General features: G+C 34.1%; 16 protein-coding genes. 5 read left to right on the top strand and 11 right to left on the bottom strand.

The features are described from left to right. Positions 1-96 precede the first annotated feature (96 nt). From ACJMLB_RS03655 to purE, 4 genes are all read right to left on the bottom strand, one after another. Positions 97-1,410 carry an adenylyltransferase/cytidyltransferase family protein gene (locus ACJMLB_RS03655; RefSeq protein ID WP_405323766.1) on the bottom strand — a complete coding sequence of 438 codons (1,314 nt, stop codon included), beginning with the start codon at positions 1,408-1,410 and terminating at the stop codon, positions 97-99. Between the two features lie 76 nt (positions 1,411-1,486). Beyond that, positions 1,487-2,458: an NAD(P)H-dependent glycerol-3-phosphate dehydrogenase gene (locus tag ACJMLB_RS03650; protein ID WP_405323764.1), complete on the bottom strand. Its 972-nt coding sequence runs from the start codon at positions 2,456-2,458 to the stop codon at positions 1,487-1,489. Between the two features lie 39 nt (positions 2,459-2,497). Further along, positions 2,498-3,763 carry a UbiD family decarboxylase gene (locus tag ACJMLB_RS03645; RefSeq protein ID WP_405323762.1) on the bottom strand — a complete coding sequence of 422 codons (1,266 nt, stop codon included), beginning with the start codon at positions 3,761-3,763 and terminating at the stop codon, positions 2,498-2,500. Between the two features lie 70 nt (positions 3,764-3,833). Further along, positions 3,834-4,838, bottom strand: a complete 1,005-nt coding sequence (purE, locus tag ACJMLB_RS03640) for a 5-(carboxyamino)imidazole ribonucleotide mutase (protein ID WP_405323760.1) — start codon at positions 4,836-4,838, stop codon at positions 3,834-3,836. Positions 4,839-5,136: 298 nt separating this feature from the next. Here purE and ACJMLB_RS03635 point away from each other — a divergent pair, with 298 nt between their 5' ends. From ACJMLB_RS03635 to ACJMLB_RS03620, 4 genes are all read left to right on the top strand, one after another. Continuing rightward, the gene (locus ACJMLB_RS03635; RefSeq protein WP_405323758.1) at positions 5,137-6,474 is read left to right on the top strand and encodes an NCS2 family permease; all 1,338 of its coding nucleotides are present in this window, start codon (positions 5,137-5,139) and stop codon (positions 6,472-6,474) included. 245 nt (positions 6,475-6,719) lie between these two features. Further along, positions 6,720-8,438, top strand: a complete 1,719-nt coding sequence (locus ACJMLB_RS03630; RefSeq protein WP_405323756.1) for a glycosyltransferase — start codon at positions 6,720-6,722, stop codon at positions 8,436-8,438. 94 nt (positions 8,439-8,532) lie between these two features. Further along, positions 8,533-8,913, top strand: a complete 381-nt coding sequence (locus tag ACJMLB_RS03625) for a DUF120 domain-containing protein (protein ID WP_405323755.1) — start codon at positions 8,533-8,535, stop codon at positions 8,911-8,913. Positions 8,914-8,941: 28 nt separating this feature from the next. Continuing rightward, positions 8,942-9,610: a hypothetical protein gene (locus tag ACJMLB_RS03620; RefSeq protein ID WP_405323753.1), complete on the top strand. Its 669-nt coding sequence runs from the start codon at positions 8,942-8,944 to the stop codon at positions 9,608-9,610. Positions 9,611-9,715: 105 nt separating this feature from the next. Here the strand turns inward: ACJMLB_RS03620 and ACJMLB_RS03615 are convergent, their stop codons facing one another. The 3 genes from ACJMLB_RS03615 to ACJMLB_RS03605 all read right to left on the bottom strand — a co-directional run bounded on the left by ACJMLB_RS03615 (position 9,716) and on the right by ACJMLB_RS03605 (position 13,029). Further along, entirely contained in the window at positions 9,716-10,405 is a 690-nt protein-coding gene (locus tag ACJMLB_RS03615) for a glycosyl transferase (RefSeq protein ID WP_405323751.1), read from the bottom strand. 102 nt (positions 10,406-10,507) lie between these two features. After that, entirely contained in the window at positions 10,508-11,893 is a 1,386-nt protein-coding gene (gatA, locus tag ACJMLB_RS03610; protein ID WP_405323749.1) for an Asp-tRNA(Asn)/Glu-tRNA(Gln) amidotransferase subunit GatA, read from the bottom strand. A 194-nt stretch (positions 11,894-12,087) separates the two neighbouring features. Beyond that, complete coding sequence (locus ACJMLB_RS03605; RefSeq protein ID WP_405323747.1) at positions 12,088-13,029, bottom strand: NADH:flavin oxidoreductase; 942 nt, start codon at positions 13,027-13,029, stop codon at positions 12,088-12,090. A 95-nt stretch (positions 13,030-13,124) separates the two neighbouring features. Between ACJMLB_RS03605 and ACJMLB_RS03600 the strand changes: the two genes are divergently transcribed. Next, complete coding sequence (locus ACJMLB_RS03600) at positions 13,125-13,922, top strand: HAD family hydrolase (protein WP_405323745.1); 798 nt, start codon at positions 13,125-13,127, stop codon at positions 13,920-13,922. Between the two features lie 30 nt (positions 13,923-13,952). On the opposite strand, the gene ACJMLB_RS03595 is transcribed toward ACJMLB_RS03600, so the two are convergent. From ACJMLB_RS03595 to ACJMLB_RS03580, 4 genes are all read right to left on the bottom strand, one after another. Next, positions 13,953-14,711 (bottom strand): sugar phosphate isomerase/epimerase family protein, encoded by a 759-nt coding sequence (locus tag ACJMLB_RS03595; protein ID WP_405323743.1) that lies wholly within the window; start codon positions 14,709-14,711, stop codon positions 13,953-13,955. Between the two features lie 189 nt (positions 14,712-14,900). Further along, the gene (locus ACJMLB_RS03590) at positions 14,901-15,545 is read right to left on the bottom strand and encodes an AAA family ATPase (RefSeq protein WP_405323741.1); all 645 of its coding nucleotides are present in this window, start codon (positions 15,543-15,545) and stop codon (positions 14,901-14,903) included. An 88-nt stretch (positions 15,546-15,633) separates the two neighbouring features. Then, positions 15,634-16,407: a ParA family protein gene (locus ACJMLB_RS03585; protein WP_296869680.1), complete on the bottom strand. Its 774-nt coding sequence runs from the start codon at positions 16,405-16,407 to the stop codon at positions 15,634-15,636. A gap of 465 nt (positions 16,408-16,872) precedes the next feature. Continuing rightward, positions 16,873-18,174: a TrpB-like pyridoxal phosphate-dependent enzyme gene (locus ACJMLB_RS03580; protein WP_405323738.1), complete on the bottom strand. Its 1,302-nt coding sequence runs from the start codon at positions 18,172-18,174 to the stop codon at positions 16,873-16,875. Between the last annotated feature and the right edge of the window lie 49 nt (positions 18,175-18,223).

Here is an 18,223-nt window from a genome sequence, read left to right as displayed (position 1 = left end):
AAATTTCCTTTATTTTTTATAATTCTAATGATTCATTAAAAGGTATTACCATCAGTTTTTTTAAGTTATTTTATTTTTTCAACAATTTTTAAGGAATTATAAGGTATTATCATCAGTCTTTTTAACCTGTTCTAAAATTTCAACAATTTTTAAGGATTCGTCTTCAAATACACCCATTGAATCAATACTATTATTTTTTAACATAGTTGACATTGCTTTAATCAAATATTTAAATCCGTTTCCTTCAAAGTTTGTATTATATAATTCCGCATCGATTTCTCCAGGCTTGTGAAGACTGAAGTTTTTACTTCTCCACCAATTTCCTCTCATACGGATAGTTCCTTTTGTTCCAATAATTTCTAATTGGTTATCTACACGGACTACATTTCCTACATTAATTACAGCTCTTCCATTTGGGTATACAAAGTTCATTGAAGCAAATTCAATTTCTTCACCATCTTTTGTAACTTTGAAATCAGCTTTTTCATAGTTTTGACCCATGATTTTTAACATAGGAAGTAGACTTAATGCACTTAAATCATAGAATAAGTTGGAACGGCTTTCATCATTTTTTGAAATGGAACAATTAAAACTCAAGATATCTCCGATTAAACCACCTTGTGTCATCCACAATAATTGGTTAAATACATAAATATGAACCATTTTTATGTTTTCCATGAGGATAACGTTTTTTTCTTTTGATAAATCTAGCAATTCCTCTAATTCACTAGATTTAAATGTTGCAGGGGAGTCATAAATAACATGTTTTCCGGATTCTAATGCTTGGCGAATATAATTGAATCTTTTTTCAATGCTGCAACGAACGAAAACAATATCTGAGGCTTCAATCATTTTACCATAATCATCAAAAACATTTTCAATGTTGTACTTTTCCTGGAAACCGTTCAAGGTCTTTTCACTGTCACAATAAACATTTTTCACTTCAAATCCATTTACCAATTTTGCTTCTTTCACTAATTCATTATCATCTATTTCATCAGTGATTATACCTATGTCATATTTTTCAAATGTTTCTTCTCTAAGTTTTGTACTTGAAATGCCTTTTGTTCTTTCTAAATAGACCATATTGCAATATCTAGACAAATGATCGAATTTACCAACCCAATCATCTCCTATTACAAAAGAATCTATGTCATATTTGATGATGTCTCCAATTTTCTGTCCAAGATATTCTTCAACTATGATTTCGTCTACCAATCCGGTATTTTTTACATTTTCAATTCTTGTTGCAAGAGTATCATGAACGCTTAGTTTTCCTCTTCCAATATCATAGTTTTCTCCAGTGACACCAACAATTAGATAATCTCCATAATCTTTTGCTCTTTTCAAAATATTATAATGTCCTTGGTGAAACATGTCGAATGTACCATAGGTAATAATTTTTTTCATAGTAAAACCTCTTTTAGTAAATGATTGATAGTAAGCCTCATTTTCATTTTTTCAATTCAATGCAAGTCCGTTGATTTTAATTCTCAATATTCTCCCATAAATCCTTGAAAGCTATTTTAGGAGGGATTTGATTAACAATTATATCATATACAAAGTCAACTATCACGCTTTTTGTATTAGTTTTTTTACAAATGTCTTTTATGGCCATAATTGAGTTTTTCCCTTCAAATACAATTCCACTAGCCTTCTCATCAACAATTATCCTTTGGCCGTATAACATGCCAAGTGTATGGTTTCTGCTTTCACTTGAAGTTGAAGTCAGCACAAGATCTCCAAATCCACAGTACTCTCCTGATGTAGAAGGATTTCCTCCAACGCTTTCAATAATTTTTCTAGTTTCTTCAAATCCTTTTGTCAAAACAGCATATCTTGCATTTTCATTAATGTTCATTCCTTCACATATTCCATTAGCTATTGCATTGATATTTTTTACAACCCCGCATATTTCAAGACCAATAACATCGTCTAAAATCTTGACTTTAAATTGTGGGGTTGATAAAAGCCCTTTTACTTTCATAGCATTTTCTTTGTTTTTTGATGCGATGTTAGAAACAGTTGCAAGATTTAAAACAATTTCTGATGCAAAGTTAGGTCCAGATAATGAAACATATTCGTCGTTAAAGTATTCTTCAATTAAGTTTCCCATAGTTTTCAATGAGGGATATTCAATACCTTTTGCGGTAGAGACAAGAATTGCATCTTCATCTATATAATCTCTTATTTCAGACAATGTTGTTCTAAATGCAGATGAAGGAATGGATAAAAATATTATTTTACATCCTTTCAAATCATTATAATCGACAGTAGCAATTATATTTTTTTCCAATTTGACATTGGGATAGTATTCGTTATTAATGCCGGTTGTATTAATTGTATTAGCTAATTCTTCCCTTCTAAGAAAAAGAAATACATTATCTGCATTTTGAGCTACTATTTGAGCTAGAGCTGTCCCTAGGCTTCCAGCTCCTATAATACCCACATTATCCATAAAATCACCTAAAAAATATCAATAATATTTATTTCATCTTTATTCACTAAAGCTAACTCTCTCAAATTTTTCAGGCTCTAAAATTGATTTAGTAGCATCTACACCTACTTTAGTGGTTGTTCCATCAATTTCAGAAGCTTTAGGATCTAATGAAGAACCTCTTGCTTTAGGCACAATGATTATATCATCATCACCTTTTACACGTGTTGCTATTGCATATTCAATGTCTTGTGGGTCAAAGATATCAACATCTTCATCCACCACAACCACATGCTTCAATGATGGATGTGCAGCAAGTGCAGCCATTATGATATTTTTCCCATCACCTTCAGTTTGCTTTTTAATTGAAACAGCTGCATGCAACCAACAGCAACCTCCCTCTGTAAGAACCACGTTCTGTACAGTAGGCACAGTATTTTTCACGGCATTGAATATTCTTGGTTCCTGTGGCATGCCCTGAAGTAATTTATGTTCAAATCCAGCTGGCAAAATTGCATGGTACATTGGATTTTCCTTTTTAATATACATTTTTGAGAGTTTTATGACAGGTTCTTCCCTTACATAATCATAAGTGTCTGTTAAATCTACGAATGGGCCTTCTGGAGCAGTTTCATCAATCAATATCTTACCTTCAAATATTATGTCAGCTTCAGGCACATTAATTCCATTTTTACAGTTAACTAACTCCAATTCGCCGTTTTTAAATCTGTTAGCCACTTCCATCTCATCAGCATCTATTGGTATTGAAGTGGTACATGCAAGGAGAATAGCAGGTTCCATTCCAATAGCTATTGAAATATCCAAATCCTTTCCCAAATCCTTTGCCTTTTGGAAGTAGGTATATAGGTTTCTTGGCACGATACGGATAGCCAATTTGTTCTTTTCAAGAACTAACATTCTATGGATTGAAGCATTTTGAATGCCTGTTTCAGGGTCTCTTGCAAATACAACACCTGCAGTAATGTATGCTCCACCGTCACGCTTGTAATGGGTAAGGATTGGAATCTTGCCTAAATCCACTCTTTTGCTATCGTATTCATCCACCAAGTCTATAAACTTGCTTACAGGAGTTGGATTGTTCATTCCATCAATTATCTTATATAGGATTTCATCAACTTGGCAGCCAAGAGATTGGGCTATTTTTTCTCTTGTATTACAGATTCCAGAGACTACTGGAATGTCATAACCTTTAATGTTGTTTAACATTACAGTGTCTTTAGGATATTTACGAAGTACTTTTGCAGCTTCATACTCCGCATCAAGTTCCTCATCAATTTGAATCACGTTAATAATATCTTTAGTCATAAAAATCACTCATCTCAAAATTTTAGTCAGTGTTTTGTTTTAATTAATTTATATGATTTCATTAAATTCATTATAAGTCAGCATTCTTGTATTTAATCCATTTTAAGTTTTCTTCAATTTGCTTATTTGATATTGCAAGGATTTCTCCTGCAACGATTGCTGCATTTCTTCCATTATCTATTCCAACTGTCCCAACAGGCACTCCTGGAGGCATATTTGCCATAGTCAAGAGAGCGTCTTGTCCATCTAGCTTTTTGGAACATGGCACACCAATAACAGGTTTTTCAGTCAATGCAACAACAGATCCTGCCACAAGTGCAGACAAACCGCTTATGGCAATGAATAATTTAGCATTGTTTCTTTTGCTCATATAGGATTCAAAGTCTTTTGCATGTCTGATTGGAGAAATGTAATCTAATTTATATTCAATTTGCATTCTTTCAAGTAAAATAGCCACATTTTTAGCTATTTCCATATCAGAATAGCTTCCTGCAAGTATCATTACATCTGGAGTGTCATCTAACTCTTCAAAATCAATCTTTTCATAATTTTCTTCAGCCAAAAAGTCTTTTTGGAAGTGTTCCCCTTCAAGACTTTCAATAAGCTCCTTTTCACCAGATTCTACCTTTTCCTGATATTCTACACGCAATGCAGAGATTCTTTCGGCTACTTCCTTATCATAGCTTGCTATGATTTCTCCAGCAAGTATTGCAGCATTGTCTCCTCTGTTTATTCCTACGGTTGTAACTGCTGTAGGGAAAGGCATTTGCACACATGCATACAATGCATCAAGTCCTCCAACTGCACCGTCAACAGGAACTCCAATAACTGGCCTATGTGTGTATGCAGCTATTGCACCAGGCAAGTGAGCAGCGAGACCTGCAATCCCTATGAAGACTTCCACTCCTAGGTTAGTTGCATCCATAACGAGTCTTTTAACCTTATCATGGGTTCTATGTGCAGAAGCCACTTTTAAGCTATATGGGATTTGAAGTTTTTCCAATATCTTTATTGATTTAATAGCTATTTCCTTATCGGAAGCACTTCCAAGAATTATCATTACTTTTGGAATCATTTAATTTCTCCTCTTTCCATTCTCAAGATGTAAAAATTACAATATAATTTTATATTATATCTATATTTAGTTTTACTAATATATAATATTTAATTAGTATATGCAGTTTTTAGGGAAGCATAAGTTATGTGGTTTTGGTTTTCACTTATAGAATTAGGAGCAAGTTAATAAGGGGATGTAATTTTAAGAATTATTTAAAAAGTATTAAAAAAATAAGAAAAATTTAATAAATAATAATAAAAAAATAATATTGTAGAAAACTTTATCTCATTTTTAGTTTTCATACTTGAGGTGTTTTATGTTAAACAAATTTTTTAAATTAGACGAAAATAATACGGATCTAAAAACTGAGTTACTTGCTGGTTTAACCACCTTTTTAGCAATGGCTTACATTTTAGGTGTAAACCCTAACATGCTTGCTGAAGGTGGAATGCCTGCAACAGGAGTATTTTTCGCAACTGCTCTTGCTTCAGGGGTCTCTTGTATCATCATGGGTCTTATTTCCAAATACCCTGTTGGTCTTGCTCCTGGTATGGGTATGAATGCATTGTTTACCTATACAATTATCTTAACTATGGGTAACACTTGGGAAACTGCACTCGCAGCTGTATTTGTTTCAAGTATAATCTTTTTATTAATTACCATTTCCGGTTTAAGGGAAGCTATTCTCAACGCACTTCCATTTGACTTAAAATTAGCAATTGGTGCCGGTATTGGTTTCTTCTTAGCATTTATCGGATTGAAAGGTGCTGGAATTATCGTAGCTGACCCTGCTACTTTAGTAGGTATGGGTTCCATCTTATCCGCTCCTGCACTTTTAGCAGTAATTGGTATTTTACTTACCTTAATCTTATACATTAAGAAAGTACCTGCAGCTGTATTCCTTGGTTTAGTGATAACTGCAATTTTAGGTGTAATCTTTACTTTAGCTGGTTTCGGTGCTGGAGATATGTTAATGCCTTCCATTCCTTCAGAATTCATTTCATTTAGTTTTGATACTTCTGTAGTTGGAGCATTTGCAAAAGGCTTCACCCAATTATTCTCTAACATCCCTAACTTAATCATGATCTTGTTCTCTTTATTATTCGTGACTTTCTTTGATACTACTGGAACCTTAATTCCTTTAGCAAATCAATGTGGATTCGTTGATGAAGAGGGTAACGCTGATGGTATTGACAAAGCTTTCCTTGGGGACGCAATCAGTGGAATCATTGGTGCTATTTTAGGTACTTCAACCTTAACCGCATACGTAGAAAGTGCAACTGGTATTGGTCTTGGTGGTAGAACTGGATTAACCGCTGTATTCACCGGTATTTTCTTCTTACTTGCACTTATCTTTGCTCCTACCGTTTTAGCATTGTTTACTTCTTCTGTAACTGCTGCAGCATTAGTAATTGTAGGTATCTTAATGATCGTACAATTAAAAGAAGTAGACTGGGACAACATGGTTGTAGCTGCTTCCGTATTCATGACAATCATCATGATGCTTTTAACCTACTCCATTTCCTTAGGTATCGCATGGGGATTCGTCACTTACGCAATTGCATCCATTGCTACCGGTAAAGCTAAAGAGTTCAGCCCAATTATGTGGATAATGGTTATCATATTCGCATTATACGTATTCTTCGGACTCTAGTTTTAAAAATGGTTATCACATTTTTGTGATAACTTTCTTTTTTCTTTTTTTATTAGTTTTTAATATCTTTTTCTTACTTTTTTCATAGCTATTTTTAATCTTTTCATTTCATGGGCTACGAACTTATTCCTCTAATTTTTTAAAAAAATAATAAGATTTATACATTCTTAAAACATAATAAATATATTATACTATTTTGAATTTCTATGAGATTTTAAATAAATCAATGTTTAAGAGGTGAAAAGGTGTCTTGGCTAGTAGTGATTTTAGTGTTTTTGCTTGCTTCAATCAAAACAACTAAGGGTTCTGACAAATCAGTTTCCATTGTTATTCCCGCATATAATGAAGAAGCCACTGTTGCTAAAGTGGTTAGCGTAGCTCGCAAGTTATCATATGTGACTGAAGTTATCGTAGTTGATGATGGATCCACTGACAGAACTGTAGAGGAAGCTGAAAATGCTGGAGCTACTGTAATAAGCCACATCATGAATGAAGGTAAAGGTTCAGCTATTAAAACAGGTTTTAAAAACTCTCATGGAAATATTGTAGCTTTTATAGATGCAGACATTTCTAACTTCACTTCAGAAAAGATAGATAAGATCATAAGGCCGATATTAGAGGACCAGACTGACATTACCAAAACCAAGTTTGCAAGGGAAAGCGGTCGTGTAACAGAGCTTACTGCAAAGCCTCTTTTAGGATTCTTCTTCCCTGAACTTAATTATGAACAGCCTTTAAGCGGTCAGTTTGCAGGTAAGCGTTCTGCATTGAATAAAATAAGATTTGAAAAGGATTACGGTGTGGATGTTGGTATTGTACTTGATGCTGATGTTCACGGAATCAAGATTTTGGAAGTTGATATTGGAGACATTAGTCATGACATGTCCCCACTTGCCGATTTGAACAAGATGGCTAATGAAGTTGTCAGAACAATTATTGACAGGGCTGTAGAATATGGCCGTGTTACAATGATGGATAAGTTAGGTAACTATATTAGAATGGCCATTATGGGATTGTCCTTAATCATTTTAGGCCTTTTCATGATATTCTTTGTGCCATTCATACCTGTTTTTGTCTCAGTCTTTATTGCATTTGTTGGTGTAGTGTTGACAGTTCTTTACTTTATAAGAATCATCAGAAGGTCTATACCTATTCTAAAGAAAAGCAATACAAGGGCATCATTGCAATCATTTGTAAGAATGCACTTTCCTTTGATTGTTGCAGGAGTGATTTTAATATTGATGCTTTCCACATTCTTATCTGCAGCCAGTTTTGATGACGGTAAAATCTCTGTAGAGCTTACTTCAAGGAACTTTGTTTATGCTCCAGCTGACCATAACCAGCAAACCATTTCTGTTAGAGGGCCATATACCATCGACAGCGCTTTAGAGAATGAAACAGATATTTTAAGAGTTCCTGCAGACGCATTAAGCACATTGGAAATGACTGAAAACGATACGATGATTATTGATGGCAAGTCATACTTTATAAACGGCACAAAAGAAGGGGATAATGGAGACAGATTCAGATTGCCATCAAAGGTAAAACGTGGATTGGATCTCTCTGATGGTGAAGTCATACCAAACAGTCGCTTGACAGAGGTTTTCCAAGGCATAACAGTAAAGCATAATATTCAATTCAATAACTTAAGCGATGTAATGGAAGGATTCGTTGAATTTGACATCAGTCCAAAATCCACTAATGCAACATTCTTCAATTTGACTTTAGATAATGAATCCATCTTGTCTTCAGTTGGAAACTTTGAAAAGGATTCAAGCTATTCAATTTCATATGATGGAAAAATCATGTGCACATTTGATTATGATGATGTTAAAAATGGAAATCTCACATTCACCTTTGATGGAAAGGATGGAATGGTAGAGTTTGAGAATAGAAACAGCACTTCAATCAGAAATTACGTTTCCAGCGATAAGGATTCATTTGTTCAGTTAAGATCACTTTAAATTTAGATATTTTATTTATCTATCAATTTACTTATTCATTCATCAATTTAATTAATTATCAAAAAAATAATTATATACTTTATTAGGGATTATAATGGAAATTACAGGAATAGTTACAACAGGATTGGGAAAGGCAGCATATTTTTTAGGCCAGGATTTCTATAAGAATCAATTTAGGGAAAAATGCGGATTCACCCCATTTCCTGGAACCTTAAACCTCATTGTGGAAGAGGATAAGCTTGAGGATATACGATTAATGAAAAACAGCTGCAAGAATCTTATAAAGCCAGATCAAGGATTCGGTGCAGTAAGGTATATTCGAGCTCATTTAAACAAGGACATAGAAGGAGCTATTGTATTTCCAGACAAGACAACTCATGATGAGAATTATTTGGAATTCATATCCAAGGACAAGTTAAGGGACAAATACAATTTCAAAGATGGAGATGAGGTTGTTTTAACCATTGATATTTAATTGATTAATTTTTATAAGGGGGTAATTCATGTCAGGCATAGATGATATGATAAGTAAATTCAATGAAATGGGCACTATCAAAAAAATTATAGTTGGATGCTGTGCTGTTTATCTTGTTTTAATGATAATCACTCTTTTAGGTCATGCGATTTTAGGAATTCCATTGGATTCATTTACAGAGGAAACACCTACAAAATACATTGATTTTGTAGACCTGGACACTGATGGAGATGGCGGATTGAGTTTTGATGAAGTGAGATATTATAATCATAATTCAGAATTCACCATTTCAGATTCAGACTTATACAACATCTTTGAGCGTTGCGATAAAAACGGCAATGGATTGCTTATAGGTGGAGAATATGACCATTATGTAATCAGTGTAGAAAGTCATCTCAAAGATTTGAAGGCGCAAAAGGAAAAAGCTCAAAGGGAAGCTGAAGAGAGAGCTAAGAACTCTAAATCTTCATCTAATAATAATCCATTTGCATTAAGAAGTGGAAGTTCAGGTGATGGAGACGGTGCTGAAACATGTCCAAACTGTGGAAGCGAAGCTATTTATAGTTCAGGAAATGGTTATAGATGCGCTGAATGCGGCTATTCCATAAACAATCCAGATGACTTGAACTTGAATTATGAAGAGGGGTATTATGAGTTAACGCTCCCTTCGTTTATTTATTCTATGAATAACGTTTAGGATAGTAAATTTCAATATTTACTATTTTTCTATTTTTTTAAAATAAGCATAATTTATCTATTCTATTTAATTCTATCTACTATTTTTTAAAAAGAATAAATTTTCTTATTCATACTTTTTCAATAGCTCTCTATAATTTCCAATCTGGAGTTCAAGACTTGTTATGGTAGCATTATTGTCCTTAGCCAATTGCTTTGCAGAATCAATCATTTCCTCAATTGTCTTATCCTGCTTTTCAATGATTGAATCCTTTTGAGAGAGGAGATTGTCATATGTTCTTGTTATCTTCTTAAGCTGCAATTCCAAATTGTCAGTATTGCTTTTGACCTGTTCCTTATAGTCATTGATTAGGCTTCTTAGATAGTTGATTTGATCCTGCTTGTCATCAATGATAGCTATTTTCTCATTGATTTTCTCCTCCAAGTCATCCATCTCTTTCATTCTGGACTTTTCATAGTTGATTTCATTCTTTAGCTTCAAGTCAAGCTTTTCCTTTTCAAACTTGTATTTAATGAGGGTGTTGTTGAGATTGGTGATTTTTTGATCCTTTTCCTCTATCTTTTGGCCGTATTCATCAATTTCCACAGTTTTCAATTCCAAATCGTTTCTGATATCCTCTATCTTTTCATCCTTTAGGGATAACTCATATTCCAATTCCTGGATTTGCTCACTTTTTATTTCAAGCTCTTCCTTTAGCCTGCTGATTTCCTTCATTAGCTTTTTATTGGAATTGTTGGAATTGTTCCGGTTTCTCTTTTTGGAATTGTTAGGTTTATTTGATGAATTCTCTGTCATTTTCAAGCCTCATTAAATTATAAAAAAAGTAAAGATCAGTCAATATATTAAAAAAATAAAAAAAGTAAGGTAATAGCTAGAATAGCTATTGGTTGTTTAAACTTATTTAGCATACTCAAATGCAGCCATGGCCTGAACAATTTTTGCATCGTCTTGAGGTTTTGCCTGCAATTGCAATCCTACAGGAATGCCTTCGACTTCACCAGCCTTTACGCTTGCAGCTGGAATACCTGCCAAGTTAGCAATTACGGTAAGCACGTCGTATGCATACATTTCCATAGGCTCTAACTTCTCACCTAATTTGTGTGGCAATTTAGGAACGGTTGGACCTACAATCAAGTCAACGCCTTCAAGCATTTCATTGATTTCATTTCTAATGACTGTCCTTGCTTGAAGCGCTTTTTGATAGTATTTGCCGCTGAATTCCTTTTGTGAAATGTATGAACCCATTTGGATTCTTCTGAGAACTTCCTCACCACATACCTCTTCGATTCTGGAACCGTATTTTCTTCCATCGTATTTTCTGGTAGCAGAGAAGAATTCCACATAGTTGATGAGATAGTAAGTAGGAAGACAAATGTCAATGTAGTTGAAACTCAATTCCACTACTTCTGCACCTAACTCCTCTAGCTTTGCAACGGATTCATCAATGATTGCATTGATTTCATCATTGGTGACTTCCTTGAACTGCTTACAGGTAGCTATTTTCATTCCTGCCAATGGCTTTTCAGCATCCTTGACAGACTCGGCTATTTCAGTGAAGTTTGGAGCGTCCCATTTCAATGTGGTACATTCGGTAGGGTCGTATCCGACAATAGTGTCTAAAGCAAGGGTGATTCCAGTGATGTCACGAGCCATAGGACCGATTTGGTCTAAACTCATTGACAAGTCAAGCAATCCTTGTCTTGAAACTGCACCGTAAGTAGGTTTCATACCAAGCACTCCACAGTGGGAAGATGGGTTTCTGATAGATCCACCAGTATCGGAACCGATTGCAATGTCACACATTTCCGCTGCAACTGCTGCTGCACTTCCTCCACTTGAACCACCAGGGATTCTTCCAGGTGCAGCTGGGTTGTTTACAGCTCCATAGTATGAGGTTTCAGTTGAACTTCCTGCTGCGAATTCATCCATGTTGTTGATTCCTATGATGATTCCATCTTCAGCCTTGATTTTCTTAACTACAGTTGCATCATAGCTTCCGATATAATCTTCTAAGGTTTTGGATGCAGCAGATATGATAAAGTCTTCTACATTGATGTTAGCTTTAATACCAAACACTAAACCAGCAAGAGCACCGACTTCTTCTCCAGCCTTTATTTTAGCATCAATCTCTTCTGCTTTAGCGATAGCTGCTTCTTTATTTAATTCAAGAAAAGCGTTAATATCATCATTCTTTTCTTCAATAACCTTAATGTAAGCTTCTACATTTTCCTTTGCAGTAATTTCTTGATTTTTAATTGCATTTAATTTTTCAAGGATATTCATTAAAACACCTTACTTTCTTTTAAAACATTGTAATTATGATTAAGTAATCTTCGATAATCAATAATATCTAATCAAATATTTAATAATTTTGACAATGATTTTTATATAATAATATAATTATATTTTTCAAGTTATATAAACTATTAGTTAGAATATAAGTCAGAAAATAAGTTAGATATAAGTTAGGATAAGTGCTATTGCATGTTTTCCAATGATTTCAATGCCTTTTTAGACCATTCAGCATCCATTATCATAGCCCTGCCAATGCCAATAAGGTCACAATATCCCTCTTTCAGCAGATTTTCAGCATCTCTTGCTTTTTTTACACCTCCAGTAAGAATCACTGGAACGGAAGATGCCTCTTTAGCTATTTTACTGAGTTCCTTAAAGTATCCTGGCGCTCTGTCATATGGATTTTGAAATCTGCAAAGACCGCCGCTAATGTCAATCAAATCCACTCCAGAATCTATGAAAGATCTGACAGCTATTGGAATTTCCTCTAATTTGCTTCCCCCTTCCCAATAATCATAAGCACCAAAACGAATGGCTAGAATGTACTCTTCACCTACAGACTTTCGAACTTCCTGAATGATTTCATTAGCCAATCTCAAGCGATTTTCAAGATTTCCCCCATATTTATCGGTTCTTTTGTTTGTGAGAGGGGAATAGAAATGATTTAATAGGTATTCGTGAGCGGCATGTATTTCAACGCCATCAAAACCCGCTTTTTTGGTTCTTATTGAGGCATTTATAAAATCCTTTTTGACTTTTTCAATATCCTCTCTTGTCATGTTGTTTATATTTGACTTGTCATATGCAATTGATTGAGGCCTTGCATGATTCAATTGGGCTATTGCAAAACAGTTTTCCTTGTGAATGGCATCTGTCAATTTTTTAAAGCTATCTATTACAGAATCATCTGCCATGGAAAGCTGTCTTTGACTTGACTTTCCTTCTAAAGAAATATAAGCATGTTCTGTAATTATGAGGCCAGTATATTCCGCTCTTTTCTTGTAGTAATCAATCAGTTCATCACTTGGCTTTCCTTCAATGCTCGCTTCCCTTGCCATAGGAGGCATAACTATACGGTTTCTAAGGCAAATGTTTTTCAATTCTAATTTTTCTTCAAGCATCATTTTTTTCACGGATATCTTATTTTTCACTTTCTTTCAATAAATTTAATATATGATTTATCCATAATTATAATTACTTATTAATTTGAGCTGATATAATGACTAAAAAAGCTATTGTATTCGATAACTCAGGAACATTGTTGGAAAGGTTCAGGGTTATTAAGGATGTGTCTACAGGAGAATTGATAACTCATGTAAACTCTTTGGACTTGATTGACACTTGCTTGAATGCTGCACTTGTAGTTCTTCAATTCAATACAACTCGTCTAAAGGACTTGGATCCAAATACATTGATAAGCGATTTTGTATTGGAAAACAACATAGAATTTGACATCAGCTATTATTCAACAGATGTTTCAAAAGAGGAAATCACAGCTATTCTGGAGAAGGATACTGCAATCATCAAGGACATTACAGACACTTTCCCACTATTGAAGGAAAGGGTGCCTCAAATGGAATTGTGCAATGGATCTGCTGTCATCATAGACATTGCAGAAGAGAGAATAGCTTACACAATAACTTCTGCAGGCCAATTGTTCAGTGGTGTAAAGGACACAATAGCCAAGCTTCAGGATAAGGATATAGATGTTTTCATAGCTTCAGGGGATAGATCCGGTGCAATAAAAAGGCTTGCAAGCATTACTGGAATACCTGAAGACCATGCCTTTGCTACAGCAAGCACACATAGAAAAGCTGAAATCGTATCAAATCTTCAGGAAGAAGGTTATAAAGTCATGATGGTTGGTGATGGCCCAAATGACATTTTGGCATTTGAGCAAGCGGATAGTGCTGTTTTAACAACAGAACAGAAAGATGGCGATTTTCCAGACAAATTGAAAGGGTATGCTGATTTTGTCATAGAAGACATCTCAGAAGTTCTTCAAATTGATTTTTAGACTATCTATTTTAATTCTTATTTTCTTTTTTTACTTATTTTCACTTAAGAAATCATCTATTACCTTTTTGCTCTTCATTACATTATCGAAATTATTCAATTCAATGATTCCATTTTTTACATATTTCAATAAGTTCAAGTCAAGGGTACCGTCACCGATTGCCTGATGCTTATCCTTTATTCCATCATTGTCATTTATGTGATTGTAAAGAATATTAGGTATTTTAAAGAAACTCAATTGGTCTTCACATGTATTTACATGGCCTAAGTCTATAGTAATGTTACAGCCTGTTTCATTGGTCAGGTTTTCCAATTCATAAGCACGGTTTCCAAGATATGAAAAGCGTTCTGGCATGTTTTCAATGGATATTTTCGCTTCCTTATCTTCAGCATATGCCACCAGTTCATGGGTTGATTCAGTCAAGAATTCAAGTGCCATATCCCTTAGGTATTTTTCAGGCCTACCGATTTTTCCTGGATGTGCTGTTATGCCTATTGCACCTATCTCATCTGCAAGGTCAAGGCAATCCTTGGTCTGCTTCACTGACTCCTTACGTATTCCCGGATTAAGGCTTGCAAGGTTTATGTCAACGTTTACTGCATGCATGTAGATGTCCAAGTCATATGAGTGAAAGACTTCAGTGATTTCCTTATTTCCAAGCATTTCATCAGGTCTGTATGGGCCTTCAGCCAATAGTTCAACACTATCAAATCCATTTTCAACTGCTATATCAAGCATTTCATTTACATCTTTCATGAAAAGTGAAAGAAGTGAAAATCCTAATTTCATTTCAATCCCCGTGTTGTAATTTAGTATAAATTATTTTTTATTTAAATTAAAATTAGCTATTAAAAAATTTTTAAAATTTTCATCTTTTTAATTGATAGATAATGGAATCAATTAAGATTCCAATCATCTACCAATCCTTTGATTTATTGATGTTATGTGGATAATCATAATTTAGATTTAGTAAGTATCTTACAAATGATTAAACAATGTCCAAATTTCAGGATACTTTTCAGCTATTGCAGCATCTATCAAGTCTGATGCTTCACTGCTTATGCTGAATTCAGGTTCGGTTTTTCTCAAGTACCTTAGTACGGCTGCTGATTTTGCAGACCATAAAGTGATTCTTGGATTTTTTTCTACAGTTTCGATGACTTCATCTATCAGTTTCTCTTCTTTTTCAGAAAGAAGACTACCAACTTCTTTTAAATCATCAGAAGCTTCAATAATTTCACTACTTGTATCAGTTTCTTCATTTAAATTAATTGTAGAATCAATATTTTCTACACTTTTTTCAGAGCTGATTTTTTCTTCATCTTTTGCACCATCTTCTTCCACTTTTTCATCATCATTGAAGAAAACATTTGTGTATTCAGATGAGTCTTTTTGTTTTTCCTCTTCATCATCAGCAGATTTTTCTAAAACCTGAAGGTCATCTTCACCTTCGAATTCCTCTTCGACTTCTTCAACCAGTTCTTCAAAAGTTTTTGACTCATCTTCGGATTCCCTTAATAAATCTTCAAGACTTATTCCTTCTTCAACTTCTGTCTCTTCGATTTTTGGAATCAATGAATCCAATCCTCTTCCTAATCCTGTATTTTTTTCCTTTTTAGCCATTTTACCAAACCCTTTCGTGTTAAAAATTTAATATTTAATTATAATTTATAATCATCAAAATCATTATTCTTGAATCAATTATTCATCTTTATTTTCCATCCCTTTCCAATATTTCCTTAGCAAGTTTCAAGTAAGCTATTGCTCCTTTACTTTCTGGATCATAGACAATACATGGTTTTCCATAACTTGGAGCTTCTGCCAAACGTATGTTCCTTGGAATGACTGTATTGAATACGTATTCCTTGTCCTTGAAGTATTTTTTAAGTTCGGAATATACTTCTCTTCCTAACCTGGTTCTTGCATCATACAATGTTAGAAGTATTCCCTTGATAGGTGTTGGACTTCTTAATCTTGTTTCGACAAGCTTGATTGTGTTCATCAAGTCAGCCAATCCTTCAAGTGCAAAGTATTCTGCTTGGATTGGTATCAATACGCTGTCTGCAGCTATCAATGAATTTATTGTAATTATTCCAAGAGATGGTGGAAGGTCTATTATAATGTAGTCAAAAATGCCTTTGATCGGTTCAAGCAAGTTCTTTAAAGCTATATGATAGTTTGCTTCCTTGCTCAATTCCACTTCGATACCGCTTAAGTCGATATTGCTTGGAAGTATGAATAGGTTTTCGATTTTTGTAGGAATTGTAGCTTTTTGAACACTGCATTCGTTTACTAAAGCTGTGTATACTGTTTTCTTGATTTCTGTTTTATTTATTCCAAAACTTGTTGTAGCGTTAGCTTGCGGATCCATATCAACTACAAGGACTGCCTTTCCCATTGCTGCAAGTGATGTTGCTAAATTCACTACAGTTGTAGTCTTTCCACATCCGCCTTTCTGATTCATTACGGCAATTGTTTCTCCCATTATATTAATTCTCCTTAGTATTTTTTCTAAAATAAAGTGATTAAATTTTATAACTTATAATGAATAACTTAGTAGTTTTTTCTTTTCACTTATTAGTGATTACTTACTAGTTATTACTTATATATTATAATTTATAAGTTATACTATATAAGTTTTAAGTTATATCTTATTACTTTTACTTTATAATTTCTCATTTATAAGTTTTTACTTTTAACTTATTTCTTATATTTTATAAGTTATTAGTTATAACTTATAACTTATAACTAAAAATTATTATAAAAAATAAGAGAAATATAAGAAAAAATACCTAAAAAATACATAAAAATAGGTGAAAATATTAGAAATAATTCATCAAAAAGAGAGAGAAGTTATCACTTATAAGTGATAACAAGAGTTTTTATTCGTATAAAATCAGTATTCTATGCAAAAAACAATAAAAATATAAGAAAATAAGGGAATGGAAATCTATTTGGAGTTTTCCATAGATCCATCCATATAACTTGCGTAACCTTTAAAGTCCATTAAACCATGGCCAGAGAAGTTAACAACAATAGTTTTCTCTTCACCAGTTTCCTTACATTTTTTAGCTTCATCAATAGCTGCCTTGATTGCATGGTTTGTTTCAGGTGCTGGAATGACTCCTTCGCACATTGCAAACATTTTACCTGCTGCAAATACATCTCTTTGGTGAACAGCTACAGGTTTGATGTAGCCTAAGTCTCTAAGCAAGGACACTTGTGTGTTCATACCGTGGTATCTAAGTCCACCTGCATGTACAGAAGGAGCAACGAAGTTGTGTCCTAATGTAAACATCTTCAAGAGAGGAGTGAATCCAACTTCATCACCAAAGTCGTATCTGTATTCCCCTTGAGTCAATGTAGGACATGCAGAAGGCTCTACAGCTATGAATTCAGTATCAGAATTGCCTTGGATCTTGTCTTTAATGAATGGGAACAATGACCCACCAAAGTTACTTCCTCCACCAACACAAGCAATCATGGTGTCTGGCTCTTCTTCAACTTTTTCAAGTTGCAATTTAATTTCCTGACCGATTGTAGTTTGATGCAAGATAACGTGGTTCAATACACTTCCTAATGTGTATTTTACCTTATCATCAGTCAAAGCATCCTCTACAGCTTCAGAAATAGCTATTCCAAGGGAACCTGGAGTGTCTGGATGTTCTGCAAGAACTTTTCTTCCTACTTCTGTATGTTCACTTGGGGAAGCATGAACCTCTCCATCATACAATTGCATGATAGTTTTTCTGAAAGGCTTTTGATCATATGAAACCCTTACCATATAAACGGTACAATCGATTCCCATCATGGAAGCTGCAAGGGATAATGCAGTACCCCATTGTCCTGCACCGGTTTCTGTGGTAATTCTTTCAATGCCTTCCTTTTTAGCATAGTATGCTTGAGCTATTGCACTGTTTAGCTTGTGACTTCCAGTAGGGGATGTATCCTCTCGCTTATAATAAATTTTCGCGGGCGTATTTAATTTTTCTTCTAATCCTCTTGCTCTTACTAAAGGAGTAGGCCTTCCTAATCTTTGGTAGAGTTCCCTTACTTCTTTTGGGATACTGATGTATCTGTCAGTAGCGAACTCTTGATTAAGACATTCGTTTACGAATATTTGAGGTAATGTACCTATTTGATCCTTTCCTTCACTGTTTTTAGGAGCAGGAAGTTCTACAGGTAAATCAGCGTTAATATTGTACCATTTGGTTGGTACTTCGTCATTGGATAAATCAATTCTGTATTGCATAATATCACTTTTTGTTTTTTAAATAATCTATTGTAAAAATTTTTTAAGA

This window comes from Methanobrevibacter sp. (assembly GCF_045114555.1).
In the GTDB taxonomy this organism is placed as follows: domain Archaea; phylum Methanobacteriota; class Methanobacteria; order Methanobacteriales; family Methanobacteriaceae; genus Methanobrevibacter.
This window is presented reverse-complemented; position numbering and strand designations above follow the sequence as displayed.

Excerpts from the sequence above, each read along its gene's own strand:
- ACJMLB_RS03655 (WP_405323766.1), bottom strand. The coding sequence starts at position 1,410 with ATGAAAAAAATTATTACCTATGGTACATTCGACATGTTTCACCAAGGA.
- ACJMLB_RS03650 (WP_405323764.1), bottom strand. The coding sequence starts at position 2,458 with ATGGATAATGTGGGTATTATAGGAGCTGGAAGCCTAGGGACAGCTCTA.
- ACJMLB_RS03645 (WP_405323762.1), bottom strand. The coding sequence starts at position 3,763 with ATGACTAAAGATATTATTAACGTGATTCAAATTGATGAGGAACTTGAT.
- purE (WP_405323760.1), bottom strand. The coding sequence starts at position 4,838 with ATGATTCCAAAAGTAATGATAATTCTTGGAAGTGCTTCCGATAAGGAA.
- ACJMLB_RS03635 (WP_405323758.1), top strand. The coding sequence starts at position 5,137 with ATGTTAAACAAATTTTTTAAATTAGACGAAAATAATACGGATCTAAAA.
- ACJMLB_RS03625 (WP_405323755.1), top strand. The coding sequence starts at position 8,533 with ATGGAAATTACAGGAATAGTTACAACAGGATTGGGAAAGGCAGCATAT.
- ACJMLB_RS03620 (WP_405323753.1), top strand. The coding sequence starts at position 8,942 with ATGTCAGGCATAGATGATATGATAAGTAAATTCAATGAAATGGGCACT.
- ACJMLB_RS03615 (WP_405323751.1), bottom strand. The coding sequence starts at position 10,405 with ATGACAGAGAATTCATCAAATAAACCTAACAATTCCAAAAAGAGAAAC.
- gatA (WP_405323749.1), bottom strand. The coding sequence starts at position 11,893 with ATGAATATCCTTGAAAAATTAAATGCAATTAAAAATCAAGAAATTACT.
- ACJMLB_RS03605 (WP_405323747.1), bottom strand. The coding sequence starts at position 13,029 with ATGATGCTTGAAGAAAAATTAGAATTGAAAAACATTTGCCTTAGAAAC.
- ACJMLB_RS03600 (WP_405323745.1), top strand. The coding sequence starts at position 13,125 with ATGACTAAAAAAGCTATTGTATTCGATAACTCAGGAACATTGTTGGAA.
- ACJMLB_RS03595 (WP_405323743.1), bottom strand. The coding sequence starts at position 14,711 with ATGAAATTAGGATTTTCACTTCTTTCACTTTTCATGAAAGATGTAAAT.
- ACJMLB_RS03590 (WP_405323741.1), bottom strand. The coding sequence starts at position 15,545 with ATGGCTAAAAAGGAAAAAAATACAGGATTAGGAAGAGGATTGGATTCA.
- ACJMLB_RS03585 (WP_296869680.1), bottom strand. The coding sequence starts at position 16,407 with ATGGGAGAAACAATTGCCGTAATGAATCAGAAAGGCGGATGTGGAAAG.
- ACJMLB_RS03580 (WP_405323738.1), bottom strand. The coding sequence starts at position 18,174 with ATGCAATACAGAATTGATTTATCCAATGACGAAGTACCAACCAAATGG.